Source organism: Brevundimonas sp. TWP3-1-2b1, assembly GCF_049896165.1.
GTDB lineage: Bacteria > Pseudomonadota > Alphaproteobacteria > Caulobacterales > Caulobacteraceae > Brevundimonas > Brevundimonas subvibrioides_B.
This window is the reverse complement of sequence record NZ_JAFCTT010000010.1, coordinates 59250-77136: the sequence shown is the minus strand read 5'-3', so window position 1 is coordinate 77136 and position 17887 is coordinate 59250. Positions and strand designations below refer to the sequence as shown.

Annotated in this window: 16 protein-coding genes; 4 read left to right on the top strand and 12 right to left on the bottom strand. The window is 68.5% G+C overall.

Features of this window, described 5'->3' with window-relative positions:
• Positions 1-101: 101 nt before the first annotated feature.
• Genes pheT through pheS form a run of 5 tightly spaced genes read right to left on the bottom strand, consistent with a single transcriptional unit; the run spans position 102 to position 4844 of the window.
• Positions 102-2546, bottom strand: coding sequence for a phenylalanine--tRNA ligase subunit beta (pheT, locus tag ACP7AB_RS11165; RefSeq protein ID WP_425991123.1), 2445 nt, complete (start codon positions 2544-2546; stop codon positions 102-104).
• A gap of 4 nt (positions 2547-2550) precedes the next feature.
• Positions 2551-2940, bottom strand: coding sequence for a hypothetical protein (locus tag ACP7AB_RS11160; RefSeq protein ID WP_425991124.1), 390 nt, complete (start codon positions 2938-2940; stop codon positions 2551-2553).
• Positions 2940-3356, bottom strand: coding sequence for a hypothetical protein (locus ACP7AB_RS11155; RefSeq protein WP_425991125.1), 417 nt, complete (start codon positions 3354-3356; stop codon positions 2940-2942). The genes ACP7AB_RS11160 and ACP7AB_RS11155 overlap by 1 nt, the downstream gene beginning before the upstream one ends.
• Positions 3353-3763, bottom strand: a complete 411-nt coding sequence (locus ACP7AB_RS11150; RefSeq protein WP_425991126.1) for a hypothetical protein — start codon at positions 3761-3763, stop codon at positions 3353-3355. Before ACP7AB_RS11150 ends, ACP7AB_RS11155 begins: the two co-directional genes overlap by 4 nt.
• Positions 3764-3767: 4 nt before the next feature.
• Complete coding sequence (pheS, locus tag ACP7AB_RS11145) at positions 3768-4844, bottom strand: phenylalanine--tRNA ligase subunit alpha (RefSeq protein WP_425991127.1); 1077 nt, start codon at positions 4842-4844, stop codon at positions 3768-3770.
• 121 nt (positions 4845-4965) lie between these two features.
• Here pheS and ACP7AB_RS11140 point away from each other — a divergent pair, with 121 nt between their 5' ends.
• Positions 4966-5358 carry a RidA family protein gene (locus tag ACP7AB_RS11140; protein WP_425991128.1) on the top strand — a complete coding sequence of 131 codons (393 nt, stop codon included), beginning with the start codon at positions 4966-4968 and terminating at the stop codon, positions 5356-5358.
• A gap of 3 nt (positions 5359-5361) precedes the next feature.
• Here ACP7AB_RS11140 and ACP7AB_RS11135 read toward each other — a convergent pair whose 3' ends face one another.
• The 4 genes from ACP7AB_RS11135 to ACP7AB_RS11120 form a co-directional block, all read right to left on the bottom strand.
• Positions 5362-6351: a polysaccharide deacetylase family protein gene (locus tag ACP7AB_RS11135; protein WP_425991129.1), complete on the bottom strand. Its 990-nt coding sequence runs from the start codon at positions 6349-6351 to the stop codon at positions 5362-5364.
• A gap of 107 nt (positions 6352-6458) precedes the next feature.
• Positions 6459-6812: a 50S ribosomal protein L20 gene (rplT, locus tag ACP7AB_RS11130; RefSeq protein WP_303696636.1), complete on the bottom strand. Its 354-nt coding sequence runs from the start codon at positions 6810-6812 to the stop codon at positions 6459-6461.
• Positions 6813-6864: 52 nt separating this feature from the next.
• Positions 6865-7062: a 50S ribosomal protein L35 gene (rpmI, locus tag ACP7AB_RS11125; protein WP_131250811.1), complete on the bottom strand. Its 198-nt coding sequence runs from the start codon at positions 7060-7062 to the stop codon at positions 6865-6867.
• A 160-nt stretch (positions 7063-7222) separates the two neighbouring features.
• A complete protein-coding gene (locus ACP7AB_RS11120; protein WP_425991131.1) occupies positions 7223-8518 on the bottom strand; it encodes an MFS transporter in 1296 nt (431 codons plus the stop codon).
• A gap of 178 nt (positions 8519-8696) precedes the next feature.
• Between ACP7AB_RS11120 and ACP7AB_RS11115 the strand changes: the two genes are divergently transcribed.
• Positions 8697-10301, top strand: a complete 1605-nt coding sequence (locus tag ACP7AB_RS11115; RefSeq protein ID WP_425991132.1) for an ATP-binding protein — start codon at positions 8697-8699, stop codon at positions 10299-10301.
• 56 nt (positions 10302-10357) lie between these two features.
• Here the strand turns inward: ACP7AB_RS11115 and infC are convergent, their stop codons facing one another.
• Together infC and ACP7AB_RS11105 are read right to left on the bottom strand one after the other, a co-directional pair.
• Entirely contained in the window at positions 10358-10879 is a 522-nt protein-coding gene (infC, locus tag ACP7AB_RS11110; RefSeq protein ID WP_303696632.1) for a translation initiation factor IF-3, read from the bottom strand.
• Positions 10880-11001: 122 nt separating this feature from the next.
• A complete protein-coding gene (locus tag ACP7AB_RS11105) occupies positions 11002-11961 on the bottom strand; it encodes a glycosyltransferase family 9 protein (protein WP_425991133.1) in 960 nt (319 codons plus the stop codon).
• 159 nt (positions 11962-12120) lie between these two features.
• Between ACP7AB_RS11105 and ACP7AB_RS11100 the strand changes: the two genes are divergently transcribed.
• A complete protein-coding gene (locus tag ACP7AB_RS11100; RefSeq protein WP_425991134.1) occupies positions 12121-12879 on the top strand; it encodes an alpha/beta fold hydrolase in 759 nt (252 codons plus the stop codon).
• Between the two features lie 11 nt (positions 12880-12890).
• Here the strand turns inward: ACP7AB_RS11100 and ACP7AB_RS11095 are convergent, their stop codons facing one another.
• Positions 12891-14252, bottom strand: a complete 1362-nt coding sequence (locus ACP7AB_RS11095; RefSeq protein ID WP_425991135.1) for a peptidoglycan DD-metalloendopeptidase family protein — start codon at positions 14250-14252, stop codon at positions 12891-12893.
• 395 nt (positions 14253-14647) lie between these two features.
• Between ACP7AB_RS11095 and ACP7AB_RS11090 the strand changes: the two genes are divergently transcribed.
• Entirely contained in the window at positions 14648-17824 is a 3177-nt protein-coding gene (locus ACP7AB_RS11090) for an intermembrane phospholipid transport protein YdbH family protein (RefSeq protein WP_425991136.1), read from the top strand.
• Positions 17825-17887: the final 63 nt, after the last annotated feature.

Sequence of the window (17887 nt, the reverse complement as noted above, 5' to 3'; positions counted from 1 at the left end):
GGACCCAGTTTCGCGGGCCTTAAAGAAGCCCCGACGTCAACACCGGACCGCTGGGTCCTCGGGTTCGCTTCGCGCCCCGAGGATGACGGATAGTGGGACGGTCAGCTCCGCAGTACCGCACCCAGCTTTCCGGCCGCAGCGACGACCCGGGCCGACAGGGCCTCGATCTCGACCTCGGTCAAGGTGGCTTCGCGGGGCTGGAGGACGACCTCAAGGGCCACCGATTTCGAGCCCTCCGCTACGCCCGCCCCGCGATAGACGTCGAACACCCGGACCTCGGCGATCAGGGTCTTGTCAGCGCCCTGCACGACGCGGACGAGGTCGCCCGCCGCCCTGTCGTCCTCGACCACGAAGGCGAAGTCGCGGGTCAGGGGCATAAGGTTGGGCAGGTCGGCGTTGCCCCGGGCCTTGGTCGCGCCGGCTTTCGACCGGGGCTCCGGCACGGCGTCGAGCACGATCTCGAACGCCAGCATCGGGCCGTCAGCGTCGAGCGCCTTCAGCACGCGCGGATGGACGGCGCCGAACTCGGCGACAACGGTCTTCGGACCCAGCTGAAGGCGGGCGGAGCGGCCCGGATGCCACCAGTCGCGGTTCGAGCCTTGCGCCAATTGCAGCGAGGCGGTCGGGGCGCCGATGGCGTCGAGCACGGCGATCAGGTCGCCCTTCAGCGCGAACAGGGCGTCGTCGCCGGAGCCGGCCCAGTGGCGGGCCGACCACTCTTTTGAAGAATGGGGGCTGATCAGGCCGGCGATGACGGTGCGCTGATCGTTCGGCTGGTCGCCGAGGTAGATCGGGCCGATCTCGAACAGGGCGACATCGCCGTGTCCGCGCGCAGCGTTGCGGGCGGCGGCCTGGATCAGGTTCGGCAGGGCCGAGGGCCGCATGCAGTCGAGGTCCGAGGCGATCGGGTTGTCGACGATCAGCCTTTCGTCGCCGCCGCCGAACAGGGCGGCGGTCTCCCGACTGGTGAACGACCAGGTGACGGCTTCGGAATAGCCGAGCGAGGCCAGGGCGCGGCGGGCGATGCGGACGCGGGCCTGGCGCGGGTTCAGCACGCCCTTCGACGGCGCGCCCTGATCCGGCAGAGGCGTGTTTGGCAGGTTCTGGAAGCCGTGGATGCGGGTGACCTCCTCGACCAGATCGGCCTTGCCCTCGACGTCGCGACGCCAGGACGGCGAGGTGACGATCCAGGGTTCGGCGGAACCGGCGGGCGCGGCCTGAACCAGGAAGCCGAGCTGGCCCAGGATGGCCCCGATGCGATCGTCATCGAGCTCCATGCCCGAGAGTTGCTTCACATAGGCCGGGTCGAAGGCGAACGGCAGCGGATTGGCCGGATGCTCGCCGGCCAGCACGATCTCCGACGGCTCGCCGCCGCAGAGGTCGAGGATCAGGCGGGTGGCCAGCTCGATGCCCGGCACGACCGAGGCCGGATCGACGCCGCGCGCGAACCGGTACTGGGCGTCGGAACTGATGGTCAGGGTCCGGCCGGTCTGGGCCGTGACGATGGGATCGAACCAGGCGCTTTCGAGGAAGACGTCGGTCGTCTCGTCGGAACAGCCGGTGCTTTCGCCGCCCATGACGCCGCCGAGGCCGATGGGGCGTTCGCCGCCCGCGTCGGCGACGACGCACATGGTCGGGTCGACGGCGTAGGTCTTGCCGTCCAGGGCGATCAGATGCTCGTGCTCGCCGGTCGCGGCCGAGATCTGGCCGGCGCGGACGACGATCCCGGAGCCGACCAGCCTGGCCATGTCATAGACGTGCAGCGGGCGAGCGCGGTCGTAGGCGATCAGGTTGGTGACATCGACCAGACGGTTGATCGAGCGCAGGCCGATGGCGGTCAGCCGGGTCTGGAGCCAGGCCGGCGAGGGGCCGTTCTGCACGCCCCGGATGACGCGGCCGGCGAAGACCGGGCACATCTCCGGCGAGTCGAGCCGCACCGAGATCGGCGAGGGGAAGGCGCCGCGCACCGTGGCGACGTCATAGTGTTTCAGGTTGCCGACCCCGGCGGCGGCCAGGTCGCGGGCGATGCCGGCCACACCCAACCAGTCGGGGCGGTTGGGGGTCACCTCGAAGTCGATGACCGGCTCGGCGCCGAACAATTGGGCGACGGGCGTGCCGACGGGGATCTCGGGCGGCAGTTCCTGGATGCCGTCGCTTTCGTCGGAAAGGTTCAGCTCGGAGGCCGAGCACAGCATGCCGTTGGAGACCACGCCGCGCACCGGCTTCTCGACCAGGGTGACGCCGAGCCCGGGCACCCAGGCGCCGATGGGAGCATAGATGGTGGTGAGGCCCGCCCGCGCGTTCGGGGCGCCGCAGACGATCTCCTTCATGCCGTCGATGGTCTCGACCTGGCAGACCTGGAGCCGGTCGGCGTTCGGGTGCCGGGTCGCCGAGACGATCTTCGCCACCGTGAACGGGGCCAAAGCAGCAGCCGGGTCGGCGACATGCTCGACCTCCAGCCCGGCCATGGTCATGGCCTCGGCGATCGCGTGGACCTCGGCGTCGGTTTCCAGATGGTCCTTGAGCCAGGACAGGGTGAATTTCACGGGATCAGGCTTTCCTGGGCGTTAACAGATCGATGAAGGCATCGACGAAGGCGTCGTCGCCCGCGAAGCCCACGCCCATGAAGATGCAGCCGTCGAAATGGCTGTCGTTCAGAGGAACGCCGCCGATAATCATCGGTCCGGCCGCGCGCAGGAACAGGTTGCGGACATCGCCGGCCACGTCGCCGAGATTGCAGTTGTCGAACTTGGTCTCGTTGGCCGGGATGACGACGCAGGGCCCGTGCACCACGCAATCGACGAAGCGGCGGCCCTTCAGCGTCTGGCTGGCGACTTCCAACGCCTCAACCAGTTGAACCAGGGGGACGCGCTCCTTCTCGAACACCAGGCGCGTGCCGAGGTCGTCCGGGATGGGGCCGGTCGTGTGCAGATCGTACATCAGCCGACGGCCTTGATGGCGAGGATTTCGCTGAGGATCTGTTCGTTGCCGGTGAAGCCCAGGGCGTGGAACTCACAGTTCTGGAAGGTGCAGTTGATCACCGGGATCGCCCCGATGGCCATGTTGCGCACAGGGCGCAGGACCAGGTTGCCGATGTCGCCCTTGGACTCGCCGAAATTCACCGCGTCGAAGGTCGTGCCTGGCAGGATCAGCATGATCGCCGGGCCCTCGATGCGGCAGCCCGTGAAGCTGATGCCCTCGATCATCGAACGGCCGTGGCGAAGGTGGAAGGCGAACAGGTCGTAGAGGGCCATGTCGTCGTTGACGAAGGCGCGCTTGCCGAGGTCATCGGTGATGTTCAACGGGCGGCCGAGGCCGGTCATCGGCAGGCCTTGCGCGGGATCGATGAAACTCATTGGCCGGACTCCTGAAGGCTGGACAGGCTGGGCACGCCGGCGGCGAACATCTCGCGGAACGCCTCGGGACCGACGAAGCCGACATAGAGGAAGCGGCAGCGCACGAAACGGCAGTCCGCCACGCCGATGGCGCCGGTGACCAGGTCTCCAACCGGTGCCAGCAGCAGGTTCTGCGGGCTCGAGGCCGTGCCCATGTGGCAGTCCTCGAAGACCACGTCCCCGGCCGGCAGCATGACCGCCGGACCCTCGATCAGGCATTCGGTGAAGGTCTTGCCGCGGATCGCGTCATGACCGGCGTTCAGGTGCTCGACCGAGAGGCGCGGCAGCCAGATCGATTCGCCCTCGAACGCGGTGCGGGTCACGTCGGGCGACGGGGCGGCTGCGGTAGACGGGTTGATGTCGGTCATGATGTCAGCTCAGGCCAGAGGCCGGGTTGGGGGCGGCGAAGGCGGAGAAGCCATAGTGGGCCAGCCAACGGATGTCGGCTTCGAACATCGGCCGCAGGTCGGGCACGCCGTACTTCAGCATGGCCATGCGATCGACGCCCATGCCGAAGGCGAAGCCCTGCCACTCGTCCGGGTCGATGCCGCAGGACCGCAGGACATTGGGGTGGACCATGCCGCAGCCGAGGATCTCCAGCCAGTCGTCGCCCTCGTTCAGCACCAGCTTGCCGCCGGAGCGGTCGCAGCGGATGTCCATCTCGGCCGAGGGCTCGGTGAAGGGGAAGTGGTGCGGGCGGAAGCGGGCATCGACGCCGTCCAGCTCGAAGAACCGCGCCACAAAGGTTTGAAGGGTCGTCTTCAGGTGACCCATGTGGATGTCCTTGCCGATCACCAGCCCCTCGATCTGGTGGAACATCGGCGTGTGGGTGGCGTCGGAGTCCTTGCGGAAGGTGCGGCCGGGCGCGATGATGCGGATCGGCGGCTTCTGCGACAGCATCGTCCGCACCTGCACAGGGCTGGTGTGGGTGCGCAGGACCTTGCGCTCGCCCGTTTCCGGGTCGGGCTTGAGGAAGAAGGTGTCGTGCATCTCCCGCGCCGGGTGTTTGGGCGGGAAGTTCAGGGCCGTGAAGTTGTGGAAGTCGTCCTCGATGTCCGGGCCTTCGGCGACGGCGAACCCCATCTCGGCGAACAGGGCGATCATTTCGTCCATCACCTGCATGGTCGGATGGACCCCACCCTTGCGGCGCGGCCGGGCCGGCAGGGTCAGGTCGATGTGTTCCGACTTGAGGCGGGCGTCGAGTTCGGCGGCTTCGAGCTCGACCTTCTTCGCGGCAAGGGCGGCGGAGACCCGGTCGCGCAAGCCGTTGATCATCGGCCCCTGTTCGCGACGCTCGTCGGGGCTCATCGCCCCCATGCCCTTGAGCAGGCCAGAGACGGTCCCGGCCTTGCCCAGGGCCGCGACGCGCACGGCCTCGACCTCGGCGACGGTGGTCGCGGAGCCGATGGCGTTGATCAGTTCGAGTTCGAGGGTCGCGAGATCGGTCATGGTGCGGATCGTCTAGCGGCTGATGCGCGCGGCCAAAAGCCCTGACGGGCCGGGAGCGCCTTTTCCATCGTTGGAGCGGCGCCCATCTTATGCCCTCCCCTTACCAGACCGGAGCCATCCCATGGCCAAGCGCGACGCCGTCTTCCCCGCCAACCCCCACGCCCTGTACGAGCAGCACCGCTATTCGCCCGCGATCCGGTCGGGCGATCTCCTGTTCGTTTCCGGCCAGGTCGGAGCCCGTGCGGACGGCTCGCCCGAGCCCGATCTGGCGGCGCAGGTCCAGCTGGCCTTCGACAATCTGAACGCTACCCTCAAGGCCGCCGGAGCCGACTTCACCGACGTGGTGGACGTCACCCTGTTCATGGTCGATCCGGACGCGATCTTCGAGACCGTCTGGCCGGTGCTGGGCTCCAACTGGGGCGAGAAGCCCTGGCCGAACATCACCGCCGTCGGCGTGACCTGGCTGGCCGGCTTCCGGTTCGAGATCAAGGTGATCGCCCGTATCCCGGCCTGACGCTCAGAGGCCTGCCGTTCCCGCTGCGAGCGCGGCCGCCAGGTCCTCGACCGTGCCTTCGTTGGCCGCGACGATCCAGGCGGGCGGGTCGGGTTCCCAGCGGATCGGCCGGTCGTCGGTGACAGTCCAGCGGTGCAGCCAGGATATCCCGTTGCGGCGGACATAGGTGTCCGGGTGGGCATAGATCGGGTCGGCCAGCGCCTGTTCCAGGGTGACGAACTTATAGCCGCGCGCGCGAAAGAGGGCGTCGATCGCCGGATACCAGTCGCGGTTCAGGGTCGAGGCGTGCAGCAGGAGCACCTGCGCCGGTTCTCGCCCGCCTGTGATCTCCGCGCTGTAGGGTTCGAAATGGTCGAGCACCGTGGTCATGAAGGCGACATAGGCCTCGCCCACCCGCCGCTTCAGGGCGGCGTCGCCCAGTTGTTCGGCCTTGCGGTAGACGTCGGCGAACATCCAGTCGACGTTGTCGATGGTCACCGGGGCGATGACGTAGCCGCGCGCCGCCAGGCCTGCCGCGATGGCGTCGTGTTTCTCCGGGCTGTCGCCGGTGAACAGGTAGGGATGGCGGAAGTAGCGCAGCGTCCCGCGCCGCGCCTCCAGCGCCGACCGGAGCGCAGGCGCGCCCGCGTCGACGTCGGCGAGGTATTCCTCGGGCGTGATCCGGTGGATGTTGACGTGGTTGGCCGTGTGGTTGCCGAGATCGAGGCCCGCATCGAGCCAGGCGTTGAGCACTTCCGGCAGAAGGGTGGCCTGCTGCGGCTCGCACACCTTGCCGGTGTTGACGAAGGCCGTGGCGTGGCTGTCGAGCGGTTCCAGCATGGCGAGGAAGTCGCGGGTCAGCGCCAGGGCCTGGACCGGATCACACAGTGCTTCCGAGCTCGCCTGATAGGGCAGGTCGTCGAAGGTGACGGCGACGGTGCGCGTCTGGGCCAGCGCAGGGCCGCCCATCAGGGCGGCGGCGCAGAGGCTGAGGATCAGGCGTCTCAGGATCATGGGCGCACTCCGGATAGGCAGCGATCCCTAGCGCGCTCCGGCGCAAACGAAAACGCCCGCCCCGGAGACCGGGACGGGCGTTTCGAAAGTCTGTGACCTGAGAGGTCCTACTTCAGGGCTTCGCGCACCTTGGCGGCGATGTCCGAGAAGCCGACGCCGTCCATGGCGATCGCGGCCAGGACCTTGCGGTCCAGCTCGATGCCGGCCTTCGACAGGCCGTGGATGAACTGCGAGTAGGTGAAGCCTTCCTGACGGGCGGCGGCGTTGATGCGCTGGATCCACAGGGCGCGGAAGTTGCGCTTGTTGATGCGGCGGTCGCGGTAGGCGTATTGCCCGGCGCGATCAACGGCGGCCTTGGCCGTGCGGATGGTGTTCTTGCGGCGACCCGAAAAGCCCTTGGCCTGTTCGAGAACCTTCTTGTGACGGGCGTGCGATACGACGCCCCTTTTTACGCGAGCCATGTTCTAGTCCTTCAAATTCTTTGCGATGAGATCAGTCTTGAGCGCGCGCCGATCAGGCGTACGGCATGTAGGACTTGATCTTCTTGGCGTCGGCGTCGGCCATGACCTTGGTGCCGCGGTTCTGGCGGATGTATTTGGAGTTGTGGCTGATCAAGCGGTGACGCTTGCCAGCAACCCCGGACTTCACCTTGCCCGTCGCAGTGAAAGAGAAGCGCTTTTTGGCGCCCGACTTCGTCTTCAGTTTCGGCATTTTCCACTCTCTTTTGGGGCTACCGTCCGGTCGGACTGCTTGAGCCCGAGGGTGGATGGTGGCCGGGATTAGGAACCGCCCAGGCATGCCTGTTAGCCCGGCGGTTCGTTACGCGAAGGCGCGGCTAGTAGGGGAACCGGTGCTCAAAGGCAAGCGGAGTCTACTCCGCGGGGACCCCGGCCGTCGTCTGGCCCCGCCGCAAGGCCCGCCCCGCGTTGATGGCGATGATCGCCGCCGGGACCGTCAGGGCCGCACCGACGAGGAAGGGCCAGTTGTGGCCGAGGCCCGAAAACAGGGCGCCGGCGACGAGCGGGCCGAAAATGCGGGCGATCGAGCCCGTGGCCATGTTCAGCCCCAGCATGGAGCCCTGACGGTCCGGCGGCGTCGCGCGCGAGATCATGGCCGAGATGTTCGGCATGGCCATCGACATGCCGCAGGCCCCCAGGGCCATGATGATCGGAATGCTCCAGCCCTGGACGACCGGCAGGGTGAAGACACCGAGGTCGAGGGTGACGGCCGGGAACCAGGCGACGGGGGCGATGACCTGCAGCACCAGCGAGCCGCCGAATAACAGCATGCCGGTCGCCAGCACTCGGGTCTCGCCGAACCGTTTGGCCAGCTTGCCCGTGAAGACGCCCTGGTTCAGGGCCGAGACGATGCCCACGATCATGAAGCTGAGCCCCACCTCGCGGGCGCCCCAGGCGTAGCGGTCCTCGGCCCACAGGCCGAACACGCTCTCCATCGCCGAGAAGCCGGCCATGTAGATCAGGGTCACCAGCAGGACGCGCGATACGACGGGATCGGCCCGGGCGTCGTGCAGGCCCGACATGAACCCCGGACGGGGCACGGCGGGATCGGCCCGGGCCCGGCTTTCCTTCAGGAACACCACCACGCCGACGGCGGCGAGCGCGGCCAGGGCCGAGGCGACGAAGATCGGCAGTTGGTAGCCGATATGCCCCAGTTGCGGCTGGGTCAGGATGCCGCCGAGGCCCGGCCCTACGATAAAGCCCATGCCGAAGGCCGCGCCGATCATCCCCATCCGCCCGGCCCGCTCGGCCGGCGGGGTCACGTCGGCGACATAGCCCTGCACCGTCGAGATGTTGCCGGCCCCCAGCCCTGTGAACAGCCGCACCGCCACCGCCAGCCAGATGTTCGGCACGAAGGCGAGGGCCAGATAGCCGATGGCGTTGGACACCAGGGTGATCAAGAGAACGGGCTTCCTGCCGATGCGGTCCGACAGCCGGCCCCAGAAAGGCTCGGCGAAGAACTGGCCCAGGGAATAGGCCGAGAACATCACCGTGATCTGCCACGGCTCCGCGTTCAGGCTCTGGGCGAAGAAGGGCAGCAGCGGCACCACCAGGCCGAACCCGACCAGGTTGATGAAGACGATCAGGAACAGCATCGCCAGCGCCGGAGCCTTGGCTTTCGGAGCGGGAGCGGCGGGCGGAGAGGACATGCGGCCTTCTATCCGAGCCGTCGCCGGACCGCGAGGGACCTGATGCCAATACCGGCAAGCGCGCGATTCACACACTCCGCCCACGGTCAGATTGCTTTGAAACTGCTGCAAAAAATTCAAGAACGGCAAAGCCTGCATTAAGCCGCGCCCCCTATCAGCGGCTCCGCAAGGAGTGCGCATGGCCCGTATCGGCGATTTCGTGGACGCAGTGGAGCCGGTCTCGCCAGAGACGCCGGGCTCGGTGGTGTTCGACCGGTTCCAGAACGAACCCAACACTCTCCCCATCGCGGTCGTCGATCCTGAGGGGCGACCGCTCGGCCTGATCGAGCGCAACGCCTTCACCCTGAAGATGGCCGCCGAGTTCGGGCGCGCCCTCTATGCCCGCCGGCCCGTGTCCAGCCTGATGGACGCCAATCCGCCCCTGGCCGAGGCCGGGGCCAGCGCCGAGACCTTCTTCCATACCGTCGACGCGGCCGAACTGAACATGCTGTTGCGCGGCTTCATCGTGGTCGAGAACGGTCTCTATGTCGGCGTCGGCGCAGGGGTGCAGATCCTTCAGGCCGGGGCGGCCCTGTACCGGATCAAGGCCGAGGAGATGGGGCTGCTGGCCCGGAACCTGGCGGTCGCCGAGGCCGAGGCCCGGGCCTCCAGCCGCGCCAAGTCCGAATTCCTGGCGGTCATGAGTCACGAGATCCGTACGCCGCTGAACGGCGTCCTCGGCGTCGCGGGCCTGCTTCAGCGCAAGCTCGAACAGCCGGAACTGCGGCCGTATGTCGAGACCATTCTGGATTCCGGACAGACGCTGCTGAGGCTGCTGACCGATGCGCTGGACATGTCGCGGGCCGCGGCCGGCATCCTGAGCGTGGACCCCGCGCCCCTGCGCATCGACAGCGTCGGCGCCGATCTGGAGGCTCTGTGGCGGCCGCGCGCGGAGGAAAAGGGGCTGATCCTGACCGTCGGCTGCGACACCGACGGCGCCGACTGGGTCATGGCCGACGCCATGCGGATCAAACAGTTGCTCAACAATCTGATCGGCAATGCGCTGAAGTTCACGCAAGGCGGCGAGGTCGTCGTCTGCCTCGCCTCGCGCCGGGTCGATGGCGCGATCCGGCTCGACGCGATCGTCGACGACAGCGGTCCCGGCGTGCCGGACGATGCGGCCGCGACCATCTTCGAACCATTCAACACCGGTCAGGCGGGGCGCGAGGGCGCCGGCGCCGGGCTGGGCCTGGCCATCTGTCGCCAGATCGTCGAGCGGATGGGCGGGACGATCGGCCTGACCCGTTCGCCCCAGGGCGGGGCGCGGTTCCGGTTCTCGCTCGACCTGCCCGACTGCGGGCCCGAGACGCGCGCCGCCGCCGAGGTCGTGGCGGAGCCGACGCCGCACGAGACCCTGCATGTGCTGGTCACCGACGACAACGCCACCAACCGCTTCGTCGCCACCCGCCTGCTGGAGATGTTCGGCTGCACCCACGAGACGGCCGAGAACGGCGCCGAGGCGCTGGAGGCGGCGTCACTGCGGCCGTTCGACCTGATCCTGATGGACATCAAGATGCCGGTGATGGACGGCGTCACCGCGACCCGGGCCATCCGCCGCCTGCCCGGCGCCGCCGGGCGCACGCCGATCCTGGCCCTGACCGCCAACGCCGATCCGCGCGACGAGGCCGACTATGTCGCCGCCGGCATGAACGGCGTGGCCCAGAAGCCCATCCAGCCAGACACCCTGCTGAACGCCATCCGCCTGGCGCTGGGGTCGACTGTCGTCGAGGCGGAAGCGGCCTGAAACGCAAAACGCCCCGGACGATGCCGGGGCGTTGGAAGCTGTCGTGACGCCGGAGCCTACTTCGGCGCCAGGATCATGATCATCTGGCGGCCTTCCATACGCGGCGCGTATTCGACCTTGGCGATCTCGTCGAAGTCGGCCTGGACCTTGTTGAGCAGCTTCATGCCCAGTTCCGGGTGAGCCATTTCGCGACCGCGGAAACGCAGGGTCACCTTGACCTTGTCGCCCTCGTCGAAGAAGCGCGTCATGGCCTTGGTCTTCACTTCGTAATCGTGGACGTCGATGTTGGGGCGGAGCTTGATCTCTTTCAGCTCGACGACCTTCTGGCGCTTGCGGGCCTCGGCCTTCTTCTTCTGCTCCTGGAAGCGGAACTTGCCGTAGTCGAGAATCTTGGCGACGGGCGGCTCCGACGTCGAGACGATCTGAACCAGATCCATGCCCGCCTCTTCGGCGGCCTCCAGCGCGGCGGAGGTCGGCATGACCCCCTGTTTCTCGCCGTTCTGATCAATGAGCAGAACGCGCGGGGCGCGGATATCGTGGTTCATGGGCGGGCCGTCCTTGGTGGGCGGCTGGTTCATCGGACGGCGAATGAGCGTCGTTTCCTTGTGTTTCTGAAAGCGCAGTGATGTCGCAGGGGACAGCGCACGGCATACCGCCGCGTTCCCTCACGAAGTCTATATGACCGCGAACGGCCCACGCTTCAAGCCGTGGCGGGGTCCGATGCGCCGATCCAGGTGTCGTGCAGCGCGAGGACGGCCTCGAAGACACGCTGGGTCGTCAGGGCCTCGATGGGTGCGAACTCGCCCCGGACCGGGTTGGAGGCCGCGATCGCGGTGCGGGGACCGCGTGGCCCGTACAACCACCATTCGGTCGGCCCGAACAGGCCGAGCGTCGGCTTTCCGGCGGCGGCTGCCACATGCATGAGGCCGGAATCATTGCCGACGAACAGGGCCGCCCGGTCGATGGCGGCGGCCGAGGCGAGGATGTCGCCCTTGCCGACGAAGTCGATGGCCAGAGGTCCTGCGGCCTCCAGGGCGGGGGTCGCGGGCGGCCGGTCGCCGGGTCCGCCGACCGGCATGAAGCGCCAGCCGGCGAAGCGGGGCTCGGCCTTCAGCATTTCCACCAGCTCGCCCCAGCGATCGGCGGGCCAGCTCTTGCCCGGCTGGTGGGCGATGGGAGCCAGCGCCATAATGGGGCCGGGTGCGGTCGCCAGGACCGGGTCGATGACGGCGGCGGCCTCGGCATGCGCGCGGTCGTCGATGAACAGGTCGGGCTCAAGCGGCGGCGACGATCCCATCAGGCGCGAGATCATCTCCACCTTGGGCAGGCCGGTCTCGTGGGTGCGATTGTAGACGACGCGGCGATCAGCGTTCAGCAGGTAGGACAGGGCAGACCCGCGAATGTCGATGACCAGGGCCCAGTGGGTCCCGATGACCTGACGCCACAGGTCGAACCAGTGTCCGGCGGCCTTTTTCTTGTCCAGCACGATGACCCGTTCGACCCCCGGAGCGGAGCGGAAGAAGGGGGCCGGCGGGCGACCGCAGGCGACGGTGATCTCCGCCCCCGGGACCTGCCGCGCGATCTCGCGGATGATCCCCGACGAGATGACGCAGTCGCCGATGCGGTTGGAGGTGACGAACAGGACCTTGTTGGACGGCACGCTTTGTTTCCTCGTCAGCTCTTCTTTCACCGTGCACCCCGGCGAAGGCCGGGGTCCAGATGGAAGGCCGTAACGGGGAAGGCAAGAAATTCGTTTCTCGACACTGGACCTCGCGTCCGTGATCTGGACCCCGGCCTTCGCCGGGGTGCACGGTGGGGAATGAGCGACATCCAACTTCTGACCCGCCCCGACGGGGAGACCCTGGCCTGGCGACGCATCGCGGGCTTTGGTCCGACCGTGGTCTGGATCGGCGGGTTCCGCTCCGACATGGAGGGGACCAAGGCCTTGGCGCTGGAGGCGGCGACAAAGGCGCGAGGGTGGTCCTACGTCCGGTATGACCATTTCGCCCACGGTCAGTCCTCGGGCGACTGGCGTCAGGCCACGATCGGACGCTGGCGCGAGGATGCGATCGCCCTGATCGACGCTCTGGAAGGGCCGATCATACCGGTCGGATCGTCGATGGGCGGCTGGGTCGCGCTTCTACTGGCGCTGGCCCGGCCTGAGCGGATGCAGGGCCTGGCCCTGGTCAACCCGGCCCAGGATTTCACCGAGCGGCTGATGTGGCCGTCACTGCCCGACCATGTCCGCCAGGCGATCCTCAGGGACGGCGAGGCGCTGATCGCCGAGGAGGGCCCCCCTGGGCAAGGATTGGGCGAATACGTCCTGACGCGGCGGATGTTCGAGGAGGCGCGCGACTGGCTGTTGCTGGATGCGGCCATTCCGATCGCGGCGCCGGTGCACATTCTTCAGGGGCGGGCTGACGAGACCGTGCCTGAGTCCCATGCCTTGGCTCTGGTCGAGCGTCTGAGCGGCGGCGATGTCCGGCTGGATCTGGTCGAGGGCGGCGATCACCGCCTGTCGACGCCGCGCGATCTGGCGCGGCTGGTCGAGGCGGTGGAGGGCCTTAGACGCCTTTAGGTCGCAGGTTCTTACGTGGCTCTGGCAGCCGGACGCAGGCCTTCGATATTGGCTTGCAGCACCGTCGGGCGACGCTCGCCGCCGGAGGCGATGATGCGGTCGATGCGGGCCTTCTCGGCGCGGAAGGCGGCCAGCTCGTTACCGGCGAGGACGGAGCTCTCATCCATGCGGATGCCGGACGGATTGATCCGTTGGCCGTTGCGCCAGATTTCATAGTGCAGGTGCGGACCGGTCGAGGCGCCGGTCGAACCGACATAGGCGACGACCTGGCCCTGGGAGACGCGCTGGCCGGCGCGGATGCCTGCGCCGTAGCGCGACAGGTGGCCGTAGCCGCTCTCCAGGCCATTGGCGTGACGGATGCGCAGCCAGTTGCCGTAGCCGCCCCAGCGACGCGCCTCGACGACGACGCCGTCCGAGGGGGCCACGACCGGGGTGCCGGTGCCGGCGGCGAAGTCGATGCCCTGATGCATCTTGCGATAGCCCGAGATCGGGTGGACGCGGAAACCGAAGCTGGACGACACGCGAGCGGCGCGATCCAGCGGCGTGCGCATCATCGAGGAGCGCATGTTCTTGCCGGTGGCGTCGTAGTACTGGGCCTCACGCGCGCCGGCGGGCTGGAAGCGATAGAAGACCACGCCCTTCATCTCGGCATACAGCAGGTCGCCGGTGTCCACGGTGCGACCGGCCTCGGTGACCGAACGGTCGAACACCAGGGTAAACTCGTCGGCGGCGCGGACATCCCGGTCGAGGTCAAAGCGGTGGGCGAACAATTGGTTCGCCTTGCGGCGAACGGCGGCGTCAGCGCCCATGCGCTGCGCCGTGGCCGACAGCGAGCCGCGCACTTCGGATTTCAGAACGACAGTCTCGTGCGTCACGCGCTCCTCGAGCGCCCGCAGGCGCAGCGCGCCATCGAAGCTGCGCGACACGGTCAGCTGGCTGGCCGGGCCGGTGCGCATCGTCAGGCCGATCAGGCGGGCGTCGCCACGGCCGCCGCGCGGACGCGAGATGGCGGTTTCGAACCGGAGGCCGGCGCGCAGCTGGGTCAGGTCAAAGGCGTTGGAAATGGTCGCGGCGACCGCCGAGGCGTCGGCGGCGCCGATGCCGGTGCGGCGGACGGCCTGTTCGAAGGTCTCGCCGCGGCGGATCTGGACGGGAATGGCTTCGGGAGCGGTGAGCCCGGCGGGGGTCCCCGCAGCGTCGAACGCGCGGGCCTCCAGCGAGGCGATCTGCAGGGCGGTCAGTTCGGGAACGACTTCGGCCTGGGCGGGTTGATAGACGCGACCCGCAAGCATGGCCACCGTCACGGCGGCGGCGGCCGTCAGAAGATGCGGAGCGAAGCGCATCGGCTGGCGTCGCGGATCGAACTGGGCCATCGGTCCCCGGCAGAAAACGACGCCATGCGGCGCCCAGTCACACTCAAAGCAAGGATCGCGCCCAAGTCCCCCCGGCCACGAAGCGCGTCCTATAACGCGCCAGCCCCAAGATGGGAAGACGGGTCGTTACAAATGATTAACCGCAGTGATCCTGGCCGGTAATTCGAGGCATTTTTGGGTATTCCGACAGGTCACGGGACAGTCTATCGCGAAGATATGCTCGTCTGTGCTGTCGTTCCTGAATCATTGCGAGACGCTCGCAGCCCTCACTCCACTCAAAGTGACCGTGGAGCCACTCTTTGTGGCGCGTTCGCAACGGTCATGTCCCGATGCGACACCTTGGGGATGCTGATGGATGACTCAGTCCTGATCCGGGACGGCGGGGAGCGCGCGGAATGAGCGATACGCCCCCGGAGAGAAAAAGACAGGGCCGCCTTCGCCTGGCGCGCGCAATCGTGATCGGCCTGACGATCGGGCTCATTGTCCTGTCGCTGCTGGCCGCGGTCATCTGGCTGAACCGGCGGGCGGCGGCGCGCGAGGTGCTGGTCGGCTGGCTGGACCAGCGCGGCATCCAGGCGGATGTCGAGATCGAACGCCTGGAGCTGAACGGCTTCGTCGGCAGCGTCCGCATCGGCGACCAGACAAATCCCGATGTGACGATCCAGCGGGTCGAGGTCGACTACGCCCTGGGCCTGCCCTGGTCTTCGACCGGTCTCGGCGTGACCCCCAGCCGCATCCGCCTGGTCCGCCCGGTCGCGCGGGCGAGGTGGAAGGACGGCGAACTGTCGTTCGGTTCGCTGGATCCGTTGATCGAGGAGTTCATCGGCAAGCCGCCCCGCCCCGACAGCCGGGGCCCTGTCGTCATCGTCGAGACGGGCCGCCTGCGTCTCGATACGGAATACGGCCCCCTGTCGCTGCTGGCCGATGCCCGCATCGACGACGGCAAGCTGACGCGGCTGGCGGCGCGCATGCCCGCCGCCTCGCTGAAGAGCGGTGAGATCGAGGCGCGGGGTCTCGGCGGATCGCTTGACCTGACCACCACGGGCGACCGGGTCGCGCTGGACGTCGATCTCGCCGCCGAGGGGTTCGCTGCGCCAGGCCTGAGCGGCGAGGGCGCCCGCCTGTCCGGGACGGCCGAGCTTCCCTATCCCGACCCGAAGGCGCGTCGGGGCGGCGGACGCGCCACTGTTGACCTGACCCTGTCCGGCGACCGGCTGGCCGTCGGAGATGCGGCGACGACGGGCGCGGTCCTGACCCTGATCGCGGACGGACAGGTCAGCGGCTGGATCGAGACCCTGGCGTTCAACGGAACCGCATCGACCCGGCTGCGCGCGAGGAGCGTGTCCGCGCCGGGCCTGTCCGCCCGCTCGGCGGAGGGTTCCGCGACGGAGGCCCGCGTCGCCCTTCAGCAAGGCGCCGACGGCCTGTCGTGGAGCGTCGAGGGCCCTGCCCGCCTGAGCGCCGCCTCGGGGCAGGCCGGCGACCTGGTCCTGAACGGCGCCGAGGCCACCTCCTCCCGACTGGCGGTCAGCGGCGCGGCCGGCTCCGTCGAGGCCAGCGGCCCGCTGTCGGCCCGCCTGTCGCGCGCGGCCTTCGGCGCCCTGGTGTTGAACCAGGCCGGCGGACGATTCGCCCTCGACTTCGCCTCCAGACGGTCGACCGCGCTGGTGATGACCGGCTCTCTGGCCTCGGCGCGCGGCGCCTGGCCCCTGTTCGGCCCGGTCGCGGCCGACGACGTGCCGGAACTGGCGGAGATGAAGCGGGCCCTGGGCGCTTTCGCCCTCGACATCCCGGCGCTGCGCCTGACCAGCGGCGACGCCGGTCTGGCCGTAACCCTGCCGCGCGCCGCCCGCCTGACGCCCGCCAACGGCGGCGCCCTGACCATCAGCCCGGTCGCCACGCCGATCTTCGTCGCCCGGCCCGGCGAGCGCGGCGGCGGAGCCTTGACTCTCGTCGCCACGCGCGGACAGGGCCTGCCCGAAGCGACCTTCGTCGTCCCGAACTGGCGGCTGACGGCCGGTGGGTTCGAGGCGACCCTCGACGGCCGCGCCGCGCTCGACTTCGGCCTGGCGCGTGGACTGAACATTCAAACCCGGGGCGTGCTGGCGACCAATGCGGGCCGCCTGACCTACGTCGCGTCCGACTGCCTGACCTTTTCCGCCGAGCGGCTGGAGCTGGAGGAGAACGACGTCATGGATCTGTCCGGCGGCCTGTGCGCCTCGGGGGGGCCTCTGGTCGTGTCGCAGGACGGCCGCTGGCGCGCGGGGGGTCGGCTGACCGACGTGGCTGCGTCTGCGCCTTTCCTGGCCATGGGCTTCTCCGCCATCCAGGGCACGGCCTTCGCCACCGGCTCAAAGGCTGGTCTCGGACTGGAGGCCGTGATCGCGTCCGCCGACGTCGAGGACGCCACGCGACCCCGCCGGTTCAACCCGCTGACCGCTTCCGGTTCGGCGACCCTGGCCGAGGAGCGCTGGACCGGCGTCTTTGACCTGGCCCGCAACGACTTCGTCCTCGGCAAGCTGACGCTGGCCCATGACGGAACGACCGGAGAGGGCGGCATCGTCATCGACGCCCCGTCGGTCACCTTCGCCGAGGGCGGGCTCCAGCCCGCCGACCTCAGCCCGCTGGCGGCCGATTTCGTCCAGTCGCCCGCGACCGGAACGGCCGCGTTCAGCGGCCGTCTCAACTGGAGCGACGACCTGCCGGAAGGAACCAGCTCGGGCCGTCTCGTCATCCCCGGACTCGACTTCGTCAGTCCCGCCGGGGCGGTGAAGGGCCTGAGCGGAACGATCGACTTCACCAACCTGGCGCCCCTGACCACGGCGCCGGACCAGTCCCTGCGCATCGCCACCCTGGAGTCGGTCGCCGATTTTACCGAGCTGGACCTGACCTTCTCTCTCGACAAGGCAGCGATCAGCGTGGCGGGCGGGGAAATCCGTGCGGCCGGCGGTACGATCAGGGTCGAACCCTTCTCCGTGCCGCTGGACCGGCGTGCGTTCTCGGGCGTCATCGTGCTGGACCGGGTGCAACTGGGCGAGCTGATCGCGGGCTCGGGCTTCGGCGACCGGGTAAAGCTGGACGCCGTGGTGTCCGGCCGCCTGCCCTTCACCTCTGACCCCGATGCGGGCGTGCGGATCACGGGTGGGACACTCTACGCCGCCCAGCCCGGCCGCCTGTCGATCGCGCGCGATGCCCTGTCGGACCTTGAGGCCGGCGGCGGCGGCGGCGTGCCCCCGAACACCGTCGAGGATCTGGCCTATCAGGCGATGGAGAACCTGGCCTTCGACAGCCTGACCGCCGACCTCGAGTCGCAGGACGAGGGCCGGCTGGGCGTGCGCTTCCACATCATGGGTCGACACGATCCGCCGCAGCGACAGGAGCTGCGTCTCAGCCTGTCCGAACTGATCAGCCGCGAGTTCCTCAACCGGACCCTGCCCCTGCCGTCCGGCACGGGGATCAACCTGACGCTCGACACCACCTTGAACCTCAATCAGCTCGTCTCGGACCTGCTGGCCGTCAATCGGGCCAGAAACGGCCATCCTGGCCCCGAGTCTGGCCCGGAACAGCCCTGACCGTTCAGAGCCCGTTCACGCGACAGGGCGCATCCCTTTTGTAAGTGAGAGCGTTGAAGACCC